This window comes from Enterobacter sp. CFEC122 (genome assembly GCF_052983755.1).
Genome location: NZ_JBRIQR010000002.1, coordinates 237,533 through 257,251, shown reverse-complemented (window position 1 = coordinate 257,251; position 19,719 = coordinate 237,533). Strand labels below are relative to the sequence as shown.

Annotated in this window: 16 protein-coding genes; 3 read left to right on the top strand and 13 right to left on the bottom strand. The window is 58.6% G+C overall.

What is annotated here, in order from left to right:
• Positions 1 to 38: 38 nt before the first annotated feature.
• Positions 39 to 692 carry an oxygen-insensitive NAD(P)H nitroreductase gene (gene nfsB / locus ACVCAM_RS03085; RefSeq protein ID WP_021241586.1) on the top strand — a complete coding sequence of 218 codons (654 nt, stop codon included), beginning with the start codon at positions 39 to 41 and terminating at the stop codon, positions 690 to 692.
• Between the two features lie 27 nt (positions 693 to 719).
• Here nfsB and ACVCAM_RS03080 read toward each other — a convergent pair whose 3' ends face one another.
• Positions 720 to 881 (bottom strand): hypothetical protein, encoded by a 162-nt coding sequence (locus ACVCAM_RS03080; RefSeq protein ID WP_223861895.1) that lies wholly within the window; start codon positions 879 to 881, stop codon positions 720 to 722.
• A 129-nt stretch (positions 882 to 1,010) separates the two neighbouring features.
• Positions 1,011 to 1,880 (bottom strand): helix-turn-helix transcriptional regulator, encoded by an 870-nt coding sequence (locus ACVCAM_RS03075; protein ID WP_008499383.1) that lies wholly within the window; start codon positions 1,878 to 1,880, stop codon positions 1,011 to 1,013.
• A gap of 107 nt (positions 1,881 to 1,987) precedes the next feature.
• Between ACVCAM_RS03075 and ACVCAM_RS03070 the strand changes: the two genes are divergently transcribed.
• Both ACVCAM_RS03070 and ACVCAM_RS03065 read left to right on the top strand, forming a co-directional pair.
• On the top strand, positions 1,988 to 3,424 hold the full coding sequence (locus tag ACVCAM_RS03070) for an MFS transporter (RefSeq protein ID WP_025912664.1): 1,437 nt from the start codon (positions 1,988 to 1,990) through the stop codon (positions 3,422 to 3,424).
• Positions 3,425 to 3,489: 65 nt separating this feature from the next.
• A complete protein-coding gene (locus ACVCAM_RS03065) occupies positions 3,490 to 4,734 on the top strand; it encodes a mechanosensitive ion channel family protein (protein WP_049120988.1) in 1,245 nt (414 codons plus the stop codon).
• On the opposite strand, the gene ACVCAM_RS03060 is transcribed toward ACVCAM_RS03065, so the two are convergent.
• The 11 genes from ACVCAM_RS03060 to ACVCAM_RS03010 all read right to left on the bottom strand — a co-directional run bounded on the left by ACVCAM_RS03060 (position 4,735) and on the right by ACVCAM_RS03010 (position 19,472).
• A complete protein-coding gene (locus ACVCAM_RS03060; protein WP_045350586.1) occupies positions 4,735 to 5,706 on the bottom strand; it encodes a LacI family DNA-binding transcriptional regulator in 972 nt (323 codons plus the stop codon).
• 75 nt (positions 5,707 to 5,781) lie between these two features.
• Positions 5,782 to 6,924 carry a Gfo/Idh/MocA family protein gene (locus ACVCAM_RS03055; protein WP_447093527.1) on the bottom strand — a complete coding sequence of 381 codons (1,143 nt, stop codon included), beginning with the start codon at positions 6,922 to 6,924 and terminating at the stop codon, positions 5,782 to 5,784.
• Entirely contained in the window at positions 6,917 to 7,942 is a 1,026-nt protein-coding gene (locus ACVCAM_RS03050) for a sugar phosphate isomerase/epimerase family protein (protein WP_025912662.1), read from the bottom strand. The genes ACVCAM_RS03055 and ACVCAM_RS03050 overlap by 8 nt, the downstream gene beginning before the upstream one ends.
• A gap of 15 nt (positions 7,943 to 7,957) precedes the next feature.
• On the bottom strand, positions 7,958 to 9,193 hold the full coding sequence (locus ACVCAM_RS03045; protein ID WP_032663994.1) for an MFS transporter: 1,236 nt from the start codon (positions 9,191 to 9,193) through the stop codon (positions 7,958 to 7,960).
• Positions 9,194 to 9,437: 244 nt separating this feature from the next.
• A complete protein-coding gene (pheP, locus tag ACVCAM_RS03040; protein ID WP_023343530.1) occupies positions 9,438 to 10,826 on the bottom strand; it encodes a phenylalanine transporter in 1,389 nt (462 codons plus the stop codon).
• A 103-nt stretch (positions 10,827 to 10,929) separates the two neighbouring features.
• Complete coding sequence (locus tag ACVCAM_RS03035) at positions 10,930 to 12,903, bottom strand: PhoX family protein (protein WP_025912660.1); 1,974 nt, start codon at positions 12,901 to 12,903, stop codon at positions 10,930 to 10,932.
• 126 nt (positions 12,904 to 13,029) lie between these two features.
• On the bottom strand, positions 13,030 to 15,213 hold the full coding sequence (locus ACVCAM_RS03030) for a TonB-dependent receptor (RefSeq protein WP_025912659.1): 2,184 nt from the start codon (positions 15,211 to 15,213) through the stop codon (positions 13,030 to 13,032).
• A 185-nt stretch (positions 15,214 to 15,398) separates the two neighbouring features.
• Positions 15,399 to 15,674 carry a DUF1471 family periplasmic protein YahO gene (gene yahO / locus ACVCAM_RS03025; protein ID WP_021241596.1) on the bottom strand — a complete coding sequence of 92 codons (276 nt, stop codon included), beginning with the start codon at positions 15,672 to 15,674 and terminating at the stop codon, positions 15,399 to 15,401.
• A 149-nt stretch (positions 15,675 to 15,823) separates the two neighbouring features.
• A complete protein-coding gene (locus ACVCAM_RS03020; RefSeq protein ID WP_447093526.1) occupies positions 15,824 to 16,855 on the bottom strand; it encodes an ABC transporter ATP-binding protein in 1,032 nt (343 codons plus the stop codon).
• Position 16,856: 1 nt separating this feature from the next.
• A complete protein-coding gene (locus tag ACVCAM_RS03015; RefSeq protein WP_227879437.1) occupies positions 16,857 to 18,431 on the bottom strand; it encodes an ABC transporter permease in 1,575 nt (524 codons plus the stop codon).
• 24 nt (positions 18,432 to 18,455) lie between these two features.
• Positions 18,456 to 19,472 carry an iron ABC transporter substrate-binding protein gene (locus tag ACVCAM_RS03010; protein ID WP_447093525.1) on the bottom strand — a complete coding sequence of 339 codons (1,017 nt, stop codon included), beginning with the start codon at positions 19,470 to 19,472 and terminating at the stop codon, positions 18,456 to 18,458.
• Positions 19,473 to 19,719 lie beyond the last annotated feature (247 nt).

Genomic DNA, 19,719 nt, shown 5'->3' with positions numbered 1-19,719 from the left:
CGCCCGCACGCGGGCGAATTTCATCATCAGGAGTTGTTATGGATATCATTTCTGTTGCGCTGAAACGCCACTCCACCAAGGCGTTCGACGCAAGCAAAAAACTGACCGCTGAAGAAGCGGAAAAAATCAAAACCCTGCTGCAGTACAGCCCGTCCAGCACCAACTCCCAGCCGTGGCACTTTATTGTCGCCAGCACCGAGGAAGGAAAAGCGCGCGTGGCGAAGTCCGCGGCGGGCACCTATGTGTTCAACGAACGCAAAATGCTGGATGCTTCTCACGTGGTGGTATTCTGCGCGAAAACCGCGATGGACGACGCCTGGCTGGAGCGCGTTGTCGATCAGGAAGAGGCCGATGGTCGCTTTAATACCCCGGAAGCGAAAGCGGCAAACCATAAGGGCCGTACCTACTTTGCCGACATGCACCGCGTGGATCTGAAAGATGACGACCAGTGGATGGCGAAGCAGGTTTACCTGAACGTCGGTAACTTCCTGCTGGGCGTGGCTGCGCTGGGCCTGGACGCGGTACCGATTGAAGGTTTCGACGCCGCGATCCTCGACGAAGAGTTTGGCCTGAAAGAGAAAGGCTTCACCAGCCTGGTGGTGGTGCCGGTTGGGCATCACAGCGTGGAAGATTTCAACGCCACGCTGCCGAAATCTCGCCTGCCGCTGAGCACGATTGTGACCGAGTGCTAAACAAAACGGGCCGCTCTGTGCGGCCCGTTACGCTTTACTGATGACTAACCTGCGATGTGGGTGCACATCACGATCGTGTCCCCAGGCAAACGCAATCCAGCGCTCTTCCAGCTCGGCATATGAGCTCACCGGCGTTAAGTGCCACTCTTCTCCAACCGTACCGTCAGCCACGCTTATCCGATAATTCATGCTGAACGCCCAGTCTATCATGCGTAACCAAAACCGCTGTCCGTCGCCGGTTTGTTCGCTGTCAGACACAACAATGTCGTATTCGCTTAGCAGAGACGGCTCTTATTCCCTGAAAGCCCCTCGCAAAAATTATTTCCCCTGCGCCGCCAGCCACGCCATCGCCCGCTCTCCCGCCTCATCCACCGGCAGATACACCAGCAGCCGCGATCCGTTTCGCGGCGCGGAATACCAGTACATCTGCTGCAATGTAAAATCCCCCAGCTCGGGATGGGTAAACAGCTTGAGCTGGTTCTCCACGCCGCGCACGTCGTTGCGCTGGTGCCACAGGGTTTTAAACTCTTCGGACACTGCAAAGAAGCGCGCCAGCTTGGCCTCCCACAGCGGATCGCCCCGGTGTTCGGCCATCGCCGCGCGGAAATAGGAGACAAAGATGGGCAGCACGTCGTCGCGTCTGCCGAGCCGCGCGCGCCACGCCGGATGCGTGAGGAACAGATAAATACAGTTGCGATCTTCGGGAGGGATGTCATTGAAATCGACGCCCATCAGATGCCCGAAGCTGTCGTTCCACGCCACGATATCGAAGTTCGGTTTCTGAATGCTGGCGGGTTTCGGCATCAGCGTATCCAGCAGGCGGCGCGTGCCTTCGCTAATGCCCTCGCAGCAGACCGCCTGCGGCGCTTCACCCGGCGGTAAACCTGCTAACACAAACAGATGCCGGGCCTCGGTCGGGGTACATTGCAGCGCTTTTGCCACGGCCGCCATCACCGCGCTGGACGGATTGACGTCCCTGCCCTGCTCAAGCCAGGTGTACCAGGTGACGCCCACATCAGCGAGCATCGCCACCTCTTCCCGGCGCAGGCCCGGCGTGCGGCGGCGACCGCTGCGCGGCAAACCTAAGCGCTGCGGATCGAGACTTTCCCGCCGGGCGCGTAAAAATGCCCCGAGCTGTTTTCGGGTGTCATCCTGACGTGAAACGACCGGTTCAGACATCAGCGCCATAAATCCCCCTGCATGGTAGTGCCAGTACCAGTATAAGCAAGAACTGGTACCCGTTTATCTGATGGTAGATGCTACGACCATCTGTTGAATGACGCAATGGAGTTACCATGAATACGTCAGTTGTTTCACCGGGTCGCGCTGGCCTGATATTGCTGTTAACCGGCCAGATGCTGCCGATGATTGATACCTCAATCACCAACGTGGCGCTGGACGCCATCACCCATTCACTGCATGCGACCGCTACCGAACTGGAGCTGATCGTCGCCCTCTACGGCGTGGCCTTTGCCGTCTGCCTCGCGCTCGGCAGCAAGCTGGGAGATAACTTTGGCCGTCGTCGTCTGTTCATGTTGGGTGTGGCGAGCTTTGGCCTGGCCTCGCTGCTGTGCGGAATGGCGGGGAACATTGAACAGCTGCTCGCCGCGCGCATCGTTCAGGGCGCGGGGGCCGCACTGATCGTGCCGCAAATTCTTGCCACGCTGCACGTCACGCTGAAAGGCACCGCCCACGCCAAAGCCATCAGCCTGTTCGGCGGCATCGGCGGGATTGCGTTTATCGTGGGACAAATGGGCGGCGGCTGGCTGGTATCGGCGGACATCGCCGGGCTGGGCTGGCGAAACGCCTTCTTTATCAACGTGCCGATTTGTCTGGTGGTGCTGGCGCTGAGCCGCCGCTTCGTACCGGAAACCCGTCGCGAGACGCCGTCACGCATCGACTGGCCGGGTACCGCGCTGCTGGCGGTCATGCTTTGCTGCCTGCTGTTCCCGATGGCGCTCGGCCCGCAGTGGAACTGGTCGTGGCCGCTGAAGACGATGCTGCTCGCCCTTGTCCCGCTGGCCTGGCTGATGGCGCTGAACGCGCGCAAAAAAGAGCGTGAGAATGCCCACCCGCTGATCCCGCCGCGCCTGCTTGCGCTTCGCAGCGTGCGCTTTGGCGTCCTGATTGCGATGCTCTTTTTCAGCGCCTGGTCCGGGTTTATGTTCTGTATGGCGCTGACCATGCAAACCGGCCTGGGGATGGCGCCGTGGCAGTCCGGGAACAGTTTTATCGCCCTGGGCGTGACCTACTTTGTTTCGGCGTGGTTCGCGCCGCGGCTGATTGCCCGCTACAGCACCAGCACAATCCTGCTGACGGGTCTGGCGATCCAGATTACCGGCCTGCTGGCGCTGATCGCCACGTTCCGCGTTTGGGGCATGGAGAATACCACCCTGACGCTGGCACCCGCGACCGGACTGGTGGGCTACGGGCAGGCGCTGATCGTGAACAGCTTCTATCGCATCGGGATGCGCGACATTCAGCCTGACGACGCGGGAGCCGCGAGCGCTATTTTAAGCACCCTGCAGCAGGCCGCGCTGGGCCTTGGCCCGGCCATTTTTGGCGCCATTTTGCTGCACGCGCTTCAAAACCATCACGGGGATTACACCCAGGCGGTGAACGTCTTCCTGATGGTGGAAACAGCTATGATGGTGGTACTTGCTCTGGCGACGCTGCGTATCCGCCATAGCCTGTGCCTGCCGGTGGCGAAGATCTGTCAGGCCGCCAAATAAGTTCGTGAATTTGCATAATAGATCCGCAGCCGCCATTATGGGGCTGCAAAAATACAGGAGACGTTATGCAGGAATTGATTGCTCAGGTTGAAGAGTTAGGCATTGAAATTAATCACACCACCTCTTTAGTGATTATCTTTGGTATTATTTTTCTTACCGCCATCATCGTTCATTTTATTCTGCACAAAGGGGTACTTCGCGCATTCGAAAAGCGCGCGCAGGCCAGCAGCCATTTATGGCTGCAGATCATCACCCAGAATAAATTATTTCACCGTCTGGCCTTTACCCTACAGGGGATAATCGTCAACGTCCAGGCGGTACTGTGGCTGCAAAAAGGCAGCGAAGCGGCGGAAATACTCACCACCTGCGCGAAGCTGTGGGTGATGGTCTATGCCCTGCTCTCCTTCTTCTCGCTGCTGGACGTGATTTTCAATCTGTCGCAGAAAATGGCCACCGCGTCGCAGCTGCCGCTGAAGGGGATTTTCCAGGGCATCAAGCTGGTGAGCGCCATTCTGGTGGGGATATTGATTATCTCCCTGCTGATTGGCCAGTCCCCGGCGATTCTGATAAGCGGTCTGGGCGCCATGGCCGCCGTTCTGATGCTGGTGTTTAAAGACCCGATACTTGGACTTGTAGCGGGTATCCAGCTTTCCGCCAACGATATGCTCAAGCTCGGCGACTGGCTGGAGATGCCGAAATACGGTGCCAACGGCACGGTGACGGATATCGGCCTGACCACCGTGAAAGTGCGCAATTTCGATAATACGATTACGACCATTCCGACGTGGGCGCTGGTCTCCGACGCCTTTATCAACTGGAGCGGCATGTCGGCCTCCGGCGGGCGACGCATTAAGCGCAGCCTGAACATTGATACCACCAGCATTCATTTCCTCGACGAGCAGGAACAGCAGAAGCTCATTCAGGCGAAACTGCTGAAGCCCTATCTGGCCGCGCGGCATGAGGAAATCAGCCTCTGGAATCAGGCGAACGGCGAAGGGGAATCGGTATTAAACCTGCGCAAGATGACCAATATCGGCACCTTCCGCGCCTACCTGAACGAATATCTGCGCAACCACCCGCGCATTCGTAAAGATATGACGCTGATGGTGCGTCAGCTCGCGCCTGACGCGAATGGCTTGCCGATTGAAATATACGCCTTCACCAACACGGTGGTCTGGGCGGAATATGAGGAAATTCAGGCCGACATCTTCGACCATATTTTCGCGGTGGTGGATGAATTTGGTCTGCGTATTCACCAGTCGCCGACGGGGAATGATATTCGCTCCCTGACAGGCGTTATTGCCAGATAATCAGGTACTGGCGCGGGAAATAAAGCGCCAGTCCATCATCACCCTTTCCGTGGGCGCGTCCGGGTTGTCGATCTTATTTAAGAGCAGATCGACCGCCTTGCGCCCGATATCCCGCGACGGCTGTTCGATGGTGGTGAGCGAAATCATGTCCGCCAGCTCCGTACCGTCAAAGCCGACCACGGCAATATCCTCTGGCACCCGAAGACCTGCCTGCTGAATGGCGCGCAGCGCGCCCGCCGCCAGCGTATCGGAAACGGCAAATACCGCATCCGGCGGATTATCTTTTAACAGGTTTTGCATCGCCGCCATGCCCGCCCCGGAGCTGAGATCGCTGGCATACTCCACCGCCTGATAGTCCAGATCCCGCAGGTGGATCACGCTCTTGTAGCCGCGTTCGCGCAGGCGGGCATATTTGTAGCTGAGATCGTGGTTGATCATCGCGATACGTTTGCGGCCGCCGTCGGCCAGCTGGCTGACGGCATGCTGTGAAGCGTCCACATCGTTGATACCGACGCAGGAGACCGCGCCCGCATCGGCATATTCGGCGCACTGCACCCACGGTGCAGAACCAATCAGCGCGGCAAGTTCCGGCAGCTTCGAGAAGGCGTCCATGGTGATAATGCCGTCGACGATTTTGCCGGAGAGCAGGCTTAAGCCCGAGCGGGAGCGCTCGATGTCCGAGCCGGAGTTGCACAGCAGAATGCGGTAGCCGTTTTTCTCCGCCTCGGCTTCGATGCCCTTCACCACTTCGGCGCAGAACGGGTTGGCAATGTTGGACACCATCACCAGGATCATATAGCTGCGAGCGGTGCGCAGCTGACGGGCGAGCAGGTTTGGCTGGTAGTTACTCTCCTGGATCGCCTGCAGAACGCGCTCGCGGTTTTTCGCCTTCACGGTGTCGCTGTTATTCAGCACGCGGGAGACCGTCGCCACGGAGACCCCGGCCAGCTGAGCGATTTTCTGAATTGACATAGCGACGACACATCCTGCGGTTAGCGTTTTGTGCAGGCTACCATAAATTTATTGCCCGGCGAACCGGGCAACGCGTTATTGTTCCACGCGCACCCAGCGCTGCTGCTGATGGCTTTTCACAATGGCATCAATGATATACATCACGTTTGCGCCATCGTGAAACGTCGCAAACTGCGGCGTCTCCGGCATCGCGCCCGCCTGCACGGCGCGGTAGAACTGCGCCATCATATTTTTGAAGGCGTCCGGCCAGCCTTCGATATGTCCGCCGGGGAAGTGGGCGCTGTCGGCCACGTCAGGGTTCATCAGCCCCGGATCGTCGGTGAGCGTCTGGTTGGCCTGCGCGCGATGGCCGATCCACAGCTGCTGCGGCACCTCCTGGTCCCACGCCAGCGAGCGCTCGCTGCCGTTGATCTCAAACGTCAGGCGGTTTTTACGCCCGGCGCTCACCTGCGAGATGCTAAAGCAGCCCTTGCTGCCGTCGTCAAAGCGGAACAGCACCGAGCCGAAGTCTTCGGTGGTGACCGGTTTGTCTACATACTCCGCCTGCTCGTCGTGGGAGAAGGTTTGATTCCCGACCTTGCTGGCCCTGCGCGTCGGCCAGACGATGGATAAATCAGCCATCACCTCGGTAATGCGCCGCCCGGTAACGAACTGCACCGTGTCGCACCAGTGGGAGCCGATATCCGCCACCGCGCGCGATGCGCCGCCGAGCGCGGCATCCACCCGCCAGTTGTAGTCGGTTTCCAGCAGCATCCAGTCCTGTAGGTAGCTGCCGTGTGAGGCAAAAATCCGCCCGAGGCTGCTTGCGCGCATCATGCTCGCCGCCTGACGCACCATCGCAAACTGGCGATAGACAAAGCTCACGCCATGCACCACGCCCGTCAGCTCCGCCAGCGCCACCAGCTCGCGCGCCTCCTCAGGGATCATGCACAGCGGCTTTTCGGAAAACACGTGCTTGCCCGCGCGCAGGATCTGGCGGTTAATCTGTGCATGCAGGTGGTTCGGCGTGCAGTTGTGCACCACGTGCAAATCAGGGTGCGCGAGCAGCTCCTCAACGCTGCCGTACGCGTGCGGTACGTTTAGCAGGCGCGCCTTTTCCTGCGCCTTAACGAGCGAGCCGTCGCACAGCGCGACCACCTGAACAAACCCAAGGCGCCTGAGCGCCTCGATATGTGCCGGGCCAATAAACCCGCTGCCGACGATCCCGACGTTAATCATGGCTGCCCCCTGCGGCGAAATCGTCAAACGCGCGCCCGGCAACCGGAATGATGTGGCGGCGGATAAATTCGCTGCCTTCACTCGCCCCGGTATCGCCATCCTTCAGGCAGCACTCCCACTCCAGCACCGCCCAGCCGTCGTAGTCGTACTGGGTCAGCTTGCTGAAGATGCCCTTAAAATCGATTTGCCCGTCACCGGGCGAGCGAAAGCGTCCGGCGCGGTTGATCCACGGCTGGTAGCCGCCGTAGACGCCGCTGCGCCCGCTGGGGCGAAACTCGGCATCCTTCACGTGGAACGCTTTAATACGCGCATGGAAGATGTCGATAAAGGTCAGATAGTCCATCTGCTGGAGCAGCATATGGCTTGGATCGTAGAGAATGTTGCAGCGCGGATGGTTGTCCACCAGCGCAAGAAAACGCTCGAAGGTGACGCCGTCGTGCAGATCTTCCCCCGGATGCAGCTCAAAGCAGACGTCCACCCCCTGCTCGTCGAAGGTATCCAGAATCGGCCGCCAGCGGTTTGCCAGCTCCCCGAACGCTTCCTGAAAACGCTGTTCGTTATGCGGCGGCCACGGGTAGAAAAACGGCCAGGCCAGCGAGCCGGAGAAGGTGGCGTGCGCTTTCAGACCTAATCTTGCCGAGGCGACTGCCCCCTGCTTCAGCTTCTCCGTGGCCCACGCCCGACGCGCAGCATCGTTACCGCGCACGGAAGCGGGCGCAAAGTGGTCAAACGCGTCGCTGTAGGCGGGGTTCACCGCCACGAGCTGCCCTTCCAGATGGGTCGACAGTTCGCTGATAACCAGCCCGTGCGCGGCCAGCTTAGCGGCGATGTCGTCGCAGTAGGTCTGGCTCTCCGCCGCTTTCTCGACGTCAAAGATGTGCGGATGGTTGCAGGGGATCTGTACCGCCTTATAACCTTTACCTGCCGCCCATTCAGCCAGCCCGTCGAGCGAATTAAACGGCGCTTCTGCGCCAATAAACTGCGACAGAAAAATGCCGGGTCCTTTCATCGTCCTCATACCACCTCCTGAGCGTTACGCCTTGTCATCGTCATACTTAAACGTGAGAAGGAAAATCAGCGCGATCGCCGCGGCCGCTACCGCCGGGATCCACCAGAATGTCACCCACGCCTGCGGCACGGTCTGCCCTGCCACCAGGCGGTTATAGAGCGCGCCGGAAATCTGCGAGCCGAGCAGCATGCCGATGCCGTAGGTGAACATCACGATCATGCTCTGGGCCTGGCCTTTCACCTTTTCGCCCGCCACGCGGTCGGTGTAGATAAAGCCGACGACAAAGAAGAAATCGTAGCAGACGCCGTGCAGCAGGATGCCGAGATACAGCAGAATGCGCCCCTCCTCGCTGACGCCCAGCGCGAACATGGCGTAACGCACAAACCACGCCAGCATGCCGATCAGCAGCATGACCTTCACGCCCAGACGGCGGAACAGCAGCGGAATAACCAGCATGAAGACGATCTCGGACATCTGCCCGAAGGACATGGCGGTGCTGACGTCGGCAATTCCCGCATCCGCCAGATACGAGGCGGTGTAGGCGTAATAGGTGCCGAGCGGGACGGAGATCAGCATCGCGCAGACGGAGAAAACGAAAAAGTGGCGGGTTTTGAGCAGCGCAAAGGCATCCGCGCAGAAAAGATCGCGCACCTTCACCGGCAGGCCTTTCGCCGGAGCAGGCGTGTGCGGCAGCGTCAGGCTGTAAAGCGCCAGCAGCACGGAGCTGGCCGCCGCCACCTGAAAGATGGTAACGCTTGCCGCCACGCCGGTGACGCCGATAAAAATGCCCGCCACGATCCAGCCGATGGTGCCGAACACGCGCACCACCGGGAAGGTTTTATCCACGTTTGCCAGGCTGTGAAACGCGATATTGTTGGTCAGCGCCAGCGTCGGCATGTAGCAGAGCGTGTAGCCAAACAGCAGGCCAATCAGCAGCGCGCCGTTCTCGGCAATCAGCGCCCCCGGCACGAACCAGAGGATCGCCGCGCCCGCCAGGTGCATCACCGCCATCACCTTCTGCGAGGCGAAGAAGCGGTCCACCAGCATGCCAAGCACGAACGGCGAGAGAATGGAGGCGATAGGCCCGGCGGAGAACGCATCGCCAATCAGCAGAGACATGTTGTGCTGGGTCATCACCAGCCCTAGCGTAACCGACCAGCTACCCCAGATAAAAAACTGCAGAAACATCATCAGCGACAGCCGCGGCACCAGCAGCCGATGCTGCGCTATCGTCTTTTCACTACTTTCAGTTGACACCATAATAAGCCTCACCCGGAAAAAGTAATCGATTACAAAATGATTCAAATGAAAAGTAATCGATTACAAAATAAAGATCCTGTGGATCGAAACAGATTTGGGAGGGGGGTCACGATAAAGATGAAGCAGTGTTTTGTAGGCCCGGTAAGCGCAGCGCCACCGGGCGTGAAGGCAGTTGCGGTCTGGTTTGGTGCGGTCTGTTGCCCTCACCCCGGCCCTCTCCCACAGGGAGAGGGAGAAAAACGGGCTACTTTTTGCGTGAGAGCTTAAACGCGATAAACAGGAACACCACCCATACCGGCAGCAGCATTGCTGAAAGTCGCATCTCATCCATGGTGCACATCAGCACCAGAATCAACGCCAGGAACGCGATACAGAGGTAGTTCCCCGCCGGGTAAAGCAGCGCTTTGAACTGCGTTTCGCGCCCCTTGCGGCGCATCGCGGCGCGGAATCGCAGGTGCGCGAGGCAGATCATGATCCAGTTCAGCAGCAGCGTAGCGACAACCAGCGCCATCAGCAGGCCGAAGGCCTCTTTCGGCAGCAGATAGTTGATCAGCACCACCAGCGAGGTAATCGCCCCGGAAAGGAACAGCGAGTTCACCGGCACGCCGCGACGGCTGACGCGGGTGAGGAATTTCGGCGCGTTACCCTGCACGGAGAGACCAAACAGCATGCGGCTGTTGGAGTAAACGCCGCTGTTATAGACCGACAGCGACGCCACCAGAATGACGAAGTTCAGCGCAGAAGCCACCACGTTGCTGTTGAGATCGTGGAAAATCATCACGAACGGGCTGCTGTCTGACTTCACTTCCACCCACGGGTAGAGCGCCAGCAGCACCACCAGCGAGCCGATATAGAACAGCAGGATACGGTACACCACCTGGTTAACCGCTTTCGGAATGCTTTTATGCGGGTCGCGCGCTTCCGCGGCGGTGATGCCAATCAGCTCCAGCCCGCCGAAGGAGAACATGATCACTGCCAGCGAGAGGATCAGCCCTTTCCAGCCGGTCGCCAGGAAGCCGCCGTGCTGCCACAGGTTGTCGATAGTGGCCCGCTCGCCGCCGTGGCCGGAGAACAGCAGCCACAGGCCAAAGCCGATCATGCCGATAATTGCCAGCACCTTGATCAGCGCAAACCAGAACTCGGTTTCACCATACAGGCGCACGTTGACGAGGTTAACGGCGTTGATAATGATGAAGAAGGCCGCCGCCCAGATCCACGTGGGCACGTCCGGCAGCCAGTACTGCATATAGATGCCTGCGGCGGTCAGCTCCGCCATCCCGACCAGCACGAACATCACCCAGTAGTTCCAGCCGGAGAGGAAGCCTGCGAACGGGCCCCAGTATTTATAGGCAAAATGCGCGAAGGAGCCTGACACCGGCTCTTCAACGACCATCTCGCCAAGCTGGCGCATGATCAGGAAGGCGATAATCCCGGCGATACCGTAACCCAGCAGCACCGCCGGACCGGCCATCTGAATAGCGGGGCCGATGCCGAGAAAGAGCCCGGTACCGATTGCGCCGCCAAGGGCAATTAACTGAATATGTCGATTTTGCAAACCACGTTGCAGCGTTGGATTCTGATCCGACGAGGCTTCAGCGCTACCATGGCCTGAAGCGGATGACGCGTCTTTCACGTCCTACCCCTGTCTCTTTTTTAGAAGGGGCACGTTTTAACACTTCATGCTGGCGGTAGCAAGTTTAACGCCGGGAGCACGGCATGCCCCCGGCGATGCAAGGTTATGAGCCGATGATCCCGCCGTCCGCTTTGACGATGACCACCGTTGAGGAACGCGGGCGTCCGTTCGGGTTCGCGTCTGGCCAGTTGGAAACAGCGCGAGGGTTAGCAGGGTCGGTGATATCATCCCCGCCCTCCCCCGGATGCTGAATGTTGATGAACAGCGTCCGGTTATCCGGCGTAAACGCAATCCCGGTAATTTCACACCCGCGCGGTCCGGTCAGGAAACGACGGTACTCGTTGGTGCCCGGAATGGTGGCCACCATCTGGTTATTGCCCATCCCCTCGTAGGCTTTCTTATTGATGGTGCTGGAAGAGACGTCGGTCTGGATCCACAGCACGCCCTGATGATCGAACGACAGGCCATCGGGGCTGCCGAAGGCCGCCCCCTGCATGGAACCTTTAGCCTTCGGATCGTCGCTGTCGGTCCGCCCGCCCATCACCAGAATATCCCACTTAAAGCGAGCGGCAGCAGGATCGGCCCCCTCTTCGTGCCAGTGCATAATATGACCAAACACGTTATTAGCGCGCGGGTTGGCGGCATCAACCGGTGCCTTACCCTCCTTCCCGCGATCGCTGTTGTTGGTGAGCGTACAGTAGACGCTGCCGCTGGCGTGCGGGTCAACCGCTATCCACTCGGGGCGATCCATCTTCGTTGCCCCCACCGCGTCTGCCGCCAGGCGGGTTTTAATCAGCAGATCGCCCTGGTTTTCAAACCCGTTGCTCTTATCCAGACCCTTTTGCCCGAAGATCAGCGGCAGCCAGTCGCCGCTCCCGTCTTCGTTGAAGCGGGCAACGTACAGCGTGCCTGACGTCAGCAGTTGCATATTGGCTTCACGGTTCGCGGGATCGTATTTTTTGTCCGAGACAAACTTATAGACGTACTCGAACTTCTGGTCGTCCCCCATATAGACCACCACGCGGCTATCGGCGGCAAGCGTGACGGCCGCCCCCTCATGCTTGAAGCGGCCCAGGGCGGTGTGCTTGCGCGGCGTGGAGGTCGGGTTGTAGGGATCGATCTCCACGACCCAGCCGAAGCGGTTAGGTTCGTTAGGGGTTTTATCAACGCTAAATCGCTCGTCCACCTCGTTCCAGCGGTAGGATTCATCGCTGTCGCTGATGCCGTAGCGTTTTTCCAGCGGGTTGAGATCGGTTTTTTTGACAAAAATATCCGACCAGTTCTCCTCGCAGGTGAGATAGGTGCCCCATGGTGTATGGCCGTTGGCGCAGTTCTGCATGGTGCCCAGCACGCGCTCCCCCTGCGGGTCGGCGGTGGTTTTCATTAAGTCCTGATGCCGCGCCGGGCCGGTAAGCTGCATCGGCGTATTGACGGTAATGCGGCGGGCATACGAAGACGGGCGAACCACCTGCCAGTCGCTGCCCGATTTTTTCACTTCCACCACCGACACGCCCATCGCGTTCTGCCCCTTGCGGGCCTTGTCGAGGCTCCAGTTCGCCGTACCGTCGGTAAACATCATCCCGTTGTCGATGTACTCATGGTTCATTGCCAGCAGGCCATGCTCCGGGTTTTGCTCCCCTTGCGGCAGGCTAAACCACGCCATGCCGTCATGATGCATGCCCGCCTGCGCAGCCTGTTCGTCCGCGGTGTTGCTGGCATCCGGTTTAAAGGCCGGCATGTTGTTTTTGATCCCCGTCGGGTCACCCCAGCGATAGAACGGGCGGGCAATATAGCCTTCCGGCACCCTGACCGTATCTTCGGTGGAGACGTCGATGCTGGTAAAGCCCAGGGAAACCGCTTTTGCCAGCGCGGAAGGCTTCGATACCGCGGCAATGGCGTTCTCAGGTTTGATCAGAAAGGGGAATGAAACGGCAGCGCCCGCCACGGCGCCCATCTGGAGAAAACGACGGCGGGAGAGGAACACCTCTGCAACCTCGGAGAATACCGGGTTCGCGCTGCGGTTAGCGATGTCGTCGCGATGTTCTTTTTTAAAAACGGATTTGAGGGGTCTGCCCATAGCGGCTTCCTGTCATTGGCCAAGAGGTAAGGAGTCGGCGACCAGTCTAAGAAGCTTTTATTACAATTTTATAACACAACGGCGGAGGTATGGGGCGTCCCTGCCCCGGATAACGAGGTGGAACGCTTAGAACTCGTAGCCAACCGAGACCTTAAAGGTACGCGGCTCGCCCTGCGTGATGTAGGTGCCGGAATCGTCCACGCTGGCCCAGTAGTTTTCATTGGTCACGTTGTCGATGCCCGCGCGCACCGTCATCTGGTTTGCATTGTGGTTCACCGCGAAGCGATAGCGCATCCCCAGATCCAGCGTGGTGTAGCTGTCGATCTTTTTGGTGTTGGCAAGATCGGCGTACTGCGCGCCAGAGTGGTTGACGCGGGCGGTCGCCGTCAGGCCATCAATCGGCTTGATGTCATACTCTGCCCCCAGCACGGCGTAGACGTTCGGGACACCAATGGCATCGTTGCCCTGATTTACGCCGTTTTTGGTTTTGGTCAGCTCCGCCTGCAGCCAGGTGGCGCTGGCGTTGAGGCGCATCCCGAGCATCGGCTCGCCGAAGACGTTTAGCTCCACGCCGCGGTTACGCTGCTCGGCATCCAGGCCATAGTGATTGTTAGCATCGAGGATCGCCGACGGCATCTTGATCTCAAACAGCGCAAGCGATCCGCCCACGCGGCCAAAGTCCGCCTTCACGCCCACTTCGTTCTGCTTAGAGTGAACGATACCGGTGCTCTGGCCGTAGTTGGTCGCGGTATTAGGCGCGGTTTTGCCCGGCTGCAGCGCTTCGGTGTGGTTGGCGTAAAGGGAAATTTCTTCCCACGGCTTGTAGACCACGCCGTAGGTTGGCATCCAGCGGCTGCCGTCGAAGCCGTCTGCCGCGTTTTCCGCACCGGTAACTTTGTTATACCCGCGAATGACCACCTTCTGATGGCGCGCGCCAGCGGTGAACAGCAGTTTGTCGTCCAGCACGCCCAGGGTATCGCTCAGCAGCCAGCCCTGGGTGCGGGTGCGCCCGCTGGTCAGCGGATCGCTGTACTTCCCGCCTGAGCCGTTGAGGTTGGTGCTGTCCGGCATATCGACGCCGGTGTTGTGGTAGATGTTGGTGGTCGGGTTATCCTTCGTCGCCGACATTTTCCACGCGATCTTTTCATTTTTGGTCATCGCCGAATAGCCAACGTTGACCTTGTGCGAGACGAAGCCGGTATTGAAATTACCGCGTATACCCGCCATGCCGCTGACGGAATCGCTGATGCGGTTGGTATCAAGGCGGCTGACCGTTGCTTTACCGCTTTTATCCAGCAGCTTCGGCGCGCTGTAGATCCCTTCCTCGTGCGCGTGCTGCGCGCCCAGGCCGGTATAGGCGGTCCAGCCGTCGGTGATGTCGTACTCGCTGCGCCACATCCCAAATTCGTTTTCGATGTTGCTGTAGGCCCACTTCTGCGAGAAGTTGCGATCGTTTTTCGGCGGCTCGGGCACGAAATCCACCGCCGAAATATTGACGCTGGTCGGGCTGCCGTGGAAGGTTTTCTTCTGATAACCCAGATCCAGCGAGGTGCGGAAACGGTCGCCTTTGTAATCCAGACCGGTGGAGAGCAGCGTGGTGCGGCGGCGGTCGTTCGGTATGCCGGTTTCCCCTTCGCGGTGGACCAGGTTCACCCGCGCGCCAAACTGGTCGCTGTCGCCGTAGCGACGGCCCGCATCCAGCGTGGTGCCAATCTGGGAGTCCGAGGTGTAGTCGACGCCCACTTTCGCCTGCGGGAGTTCGCCCGCGTGTTTTGGCTCAAGGTTGATCATCCCGCCCACGCCCGAGCTTGCCGCGCCGTTCATCAGGGCGTTTGCCCCTTTGAAGATCTCGATGCGGTCGACCATCTGGGCATCCACCACCTGACGCGGCAGCACGCCGGACAGGCCGCCAAAGGTCATGTCGTCGCCGTCAAACTTCAGACCACGGATGCGGAAGGTTTCAGCGCTGTTGCCGTACCCCTGAACAAACTGCACGCCCGCGTCGTTGGCGACCACATCAGCAATGGTTTTCGCCTGCTGATCTTCCACCAGCTTCGAGGTATAGCTGATGATGTTGAACGGCACATCCATGGCGTTCTGCTGACCGAGCATCCCCATACGCCCGCCGTTCGCCACCTGTCCGTTAAGGAAGGCCGGTACCAGCTGGTCGCCACCGGGTTTGAAATCGCTGACCGGTGCAGAGTGCACAACGAGGGTATCTTCTTTTTGATCGTCCGCCGCGAAGGCGGAATGCGTTACCGCGCCAACGGCGAGCGCCAGCAGCGTTTTGTGTATTCTGGTGTTGTTCATCGTTAACTCATTTGAAAGTGCGCGCAAAAATAGCCCTTTGTCAGGCCTTAGAATGTATTGATAGCAATGCAAATGAGAACTATACGTATTATCCATGCGTTAGCAAGCGTAACCGCGAACAACAGGAAGAGGTGGGGAGACAGGATGAGGAACAACCACCCCAAAATGGGGTGGCTGCAGTAACGTTATTTTTTCTTGTAGATATTAGCCGTACCGTGAATTTTATTGTTGGTGTTCCCTGAGGTGAGCACCAGAACATCCGCGCCTTGCTTATCGGCTTTCTCAATCAGTTCTTTTTTTGCATCATCAACCGATACTTCATTTGAGGTGCTTACCGTACCGATTTTTTGATACTGAGACTCGACTTTCTTGAACTCATTTTTAGTCAGCAGTTGGGCAGCAAAAGCATTGGTCGTAAACAGTAACGCCGTTCCCAACAAAATAGCAGTCGTCTTTTTCATAACCTTTTTCCTTGAGATTAATCAGCAACTACGAAAAACCTCACACATGATGGTGAGGTTTTATGAGCATGGTAGAGAATCTCAGGAAATGCCATATATTCTGGAAAATTCTTTTATAACAACCCATTGCATGAAATTATTAATGAATATTAAGAATAGTCGAATACACGCGCGGTGCCAGCAATATCAATGCGAACCGCCGTGCCCGGGTTCCATCCAGGCTGGCTGACGGTCTTGAGGGTGACGGGCTGCGGCTGTCCGGTAAGCCCAAGGGTGAGCGTCGACAGGTGACCGGTAAAATCCACATCAAGAATGGAGATCGGGCTTTCATGTGAGGCGCATGCCGTCACGCTCAGCTGCTCCGGGCGCAGCATCACTCTGCCCTGCCCTGTCGCCAGCGGGTTGTCTGTGGGCACCTTACCCAGCGCGCAGAGGGCGTAGCCCGCGGTGAGCTGCGCAGGCAGGATCAGCGCATCACCAAGAAACAGCGCCGTCTCTTCGTCAACGGGACGGGTGTAAACCTCATAAGGCGTCCCGACCTGCGTGAAGCGTCCGGAACGCATGACGGCAACCTGAGTGGCAAAGGAGAGCGCTTCGTTCTGATCGTGGGTAACCAGAATCGAGGCCACGCCCGCTTCGGCCAGCAGATCGGCCGTGGCCTTTCGCGTCATGGCGCGCAGGCCGGTATCCAGCGCCGAGAACGGTTCATCCAGCAGCATCAGTGAAGGACGCTGGGCCAGCGCACGGGCAAGGGCCACGCGCTGCTGCTGTCCGCCGGAAATCTCGTGAGGCCAGTGCGTGGCGAGCTGCCTGTCCAGCGAAACCATCTCCATCAGCGCCTCAACGCGCTGGCGTTTTTCGTGGCGGGTCACGTCCAGCCCCCAGGCAATGTTGTCTGCCACGTTGAGGTGCGGGAACAGCGCGCCCTCCTGCGGCACAAAACCGATCCCGCGCTGGTGGGCAGGGACAAAACGGTTATCATCAAACAGGGTTCTCCCCTGCATAACAATACGACCGGTGTCGGGCGTCTCAAACCCGGCAAGAATACGCAGCAGCGTGGTTTTACCTGACCCCGACGGCCCGACAATGGCCGTTCTGCTCCCCGGCGCAACGCTCAGGGTTAAGCTGTCGAGCACCTGCACATCAGCAAACGATTTAGAAATGGCGGTTAATTCAAGCATGTCATAGCCCTGCAATTTTCTTCGACTGCATATAGAGAATGGCGGTCAGCGGGAGGGAAATCAGGATCATCAGCATCGCGTAAGGCGCGGCGGCGACATAGTCAATTTCGCTGGTCAGCGCCCAGAATCCGGTAGAGAGCGTGCGCGTGCCCAGGGGAGAGAGTAACAGCGTGGCAGTCAACTCGTTGCTGACGCCGAGGAAGACCAGCGCGGCCCCCGCCGCCGCCCCCGGCGCGGCCAGCCGCATCGTGACGCTCCAGAGCGCCTTCGCGGGCGTGCTGCCAAGGCTGCGCGCCACGTTTTCCAGCTCAACCGGCGCCTGCGCAATTCCCGCCCGCAGGTTGATGAGCGCGCGGGGCATAAACATCAGCAGGTAGGCAAGGAACAGGGTAATTTCCGTCTGGTAAATGGGACGGGCGTAATGAATGGTGACGGTGACCAGCGCCAGCGCCGTGACAATGCCCGGCAGCGAACTGGTGATATAGATGCACCCTTCCAGCATCCGGAAGATACGGTGCGGGTAGCGGATACCGAGCCACGCAATGGGGATCACACACGTCGTCGTCAGCAGCGCGCCGCCCACGCCGAGCATCAGCGTCTGGCGCAGCGAGTGCCAGAGATCGGCGCTCATCCAGTTTTCCACCCCGCCGAGCCAAATCCAGCGACACAGAACAGCTAACGGCACGCCCAGCGCCAGGACGATCAGCACCATGAAAAACAGCTGCCCCAGCGCGGCAGCCGCAGGCTTTAGCGGCCAGCGTTTCTGCTCGCGCGCAGCCCCGGCGCCAATGCGCGCGTAGCGTGCTTTTCCACGCGTCACGCCTTCCAGCACCAGGATAGCGAGGCAGCATAACGCCAGCACGCCCGCCAGCATGTTTGCTGCCGGGCCGCTGAAGGTAGACTGAAACTGGTCATAAATGGCCGTGGTGAAGGTATCAAAGCGGATCATCACGTACAGACCATATTCCGCCAGCAGGTGCAGCGCCACCAGCAGCGCGCCGCCGCAGATAGCCAGCTTGAGCTGGGGTAGCACCACGCGGAAAAAGACCTTCCACGGCGGTGTGCCGAGCGACGCGGCGACATCTTCGAGCGTCGGGTCAAGGCGGCGGAGCACCGCGGCAACCGGCATGTAGATAAAGGGATAGTAGGCAAGCACGGAGAGAAACACGCCCGCGGAGAGCCCGTGCATCGACGGAACCACGCTCACCCAGGCATAGCTTTGCACAAACGCGGGAATGGCCAGCGGGGCGACCGCCAGCGCGGACCAGATGCCCCGTCCGGCAAGCTGCGTGCGCTCGGTGAGCCAGGCAATCGCCACGCCCGTCACGATACACAGCGGAACCGCCAGGGCCGTCAGCCACAGCGTGTTGCTGAGCAGCTCAGCCACACGCGGGCGAAACACCAGCGCCTTAATGGTTTCCCAGCCCGTCTCAATGCCAATGGCAATGATAAAACCCAAAGGCAGAAGCGCCAGTAATGAAAACAAGACAGCTAACGCAACCATCGGCAGTGCAGGACACCTGCGGGCAGGCTCCTGCACTCTGTTTTTTCCGATGTCGAGACTTAGACCAGACATAAGACCTTCACTTCACTCTCAGGATCACAGCAGGCCGGCTTGCGTCATCAGCTCGATAACTTTTTTACTGTTGAGCGTTGAAGGTTCAACTTTCGGTGCATCAAGATCTTTCAGCGGGACCAGTTTCGGGTTTGAGGCCGCGTTCACGCCCACGGCGTATTCAAAGGCGTTGTTGGTACGCAGGCTTTCCTGACCTTCTTTGCCGGTAATGTATTTGATGAAGGCCTGCGCCTGCGCTTTGTGCTTGCTGGACGCCAGCACGCCACCGCCGGAGAGGCTCACAAACGCGCCCGGGTCCTGGTGCTTAAAGTAGTAGAGCTGGGTGTTTTTGCTGTTTTCACCGGTTTTGGACTGATCGACAAAGCGGTAGTAGTGGTAAATCACCCCGCCATCAATCTGACCCGCATTGACCGCTTTCATCACGGTGCTGTTGCCTTTATAGGCCAAGAAGTTGGCTTTCATCGCCTTGAGCCATTCCTGGGTGGCCTTCTCGCCCTTCAGGGCCAGCATCGCGCTCACGATAGCCTGGAAATCCGCGCCTGACGGTGATGCCGCCCAGCGGCCTTTCCACTCGGGTTTCGCCAGATCCATCAGCGATTTAGGCAGCTGCTGTTCGCTCAGTTTCGCCGGGTTATAGACGAACACCGTGCTGCGGGCAGCAATGCCGATCCAGCGGCCATGCGCCGGACGATACTCTGCCGGTACCTGCTTCAGGGTGTCGGCATCCAGCGGTGCGAACAGGTTGGCGTTATCCACCAGCACCATGGACGGCGAGTTTTCCGTCAGGAACACGTCTGCCGGCGATGCGCTGCCTTCCTGCACCAGCTGGTTACCCAGCTCGCTGTCATCACCATTACGCAAAGTGACTTTAATCCCGGTTTCTTTGGTAAAACCGTCAACCCACGACTTCACCAGGTTTTCATGCTGCGCGTTATAAACAACGATACCTTCGTTGTTATCGGATGCAACCGACTGTGTGGAAAGGAAAAGGGATGAGGACAACAAGGCAAGCGAGAAGCAGGACAGCAGGCGAGAATTCATGAACATATCCTTAATAGACCAACGGGAGTAACCACTCATAGCTTTGTGGGACAGGATTAAAGCATACAACAACGCTAATGATAATTAGTATCAATCCAGTTTAGGCGTAAAAGTGTAAAATTTCTTTTTTATGGAATTTGAAATGATAAAAACCCAGATTTAATAAAGGAGAAAAATAAAGATTAAGAAAACCTTAAGGGTGGAGCTAATCAAAATTAATTAGCACTCTATTTATTAAGTCGTTATT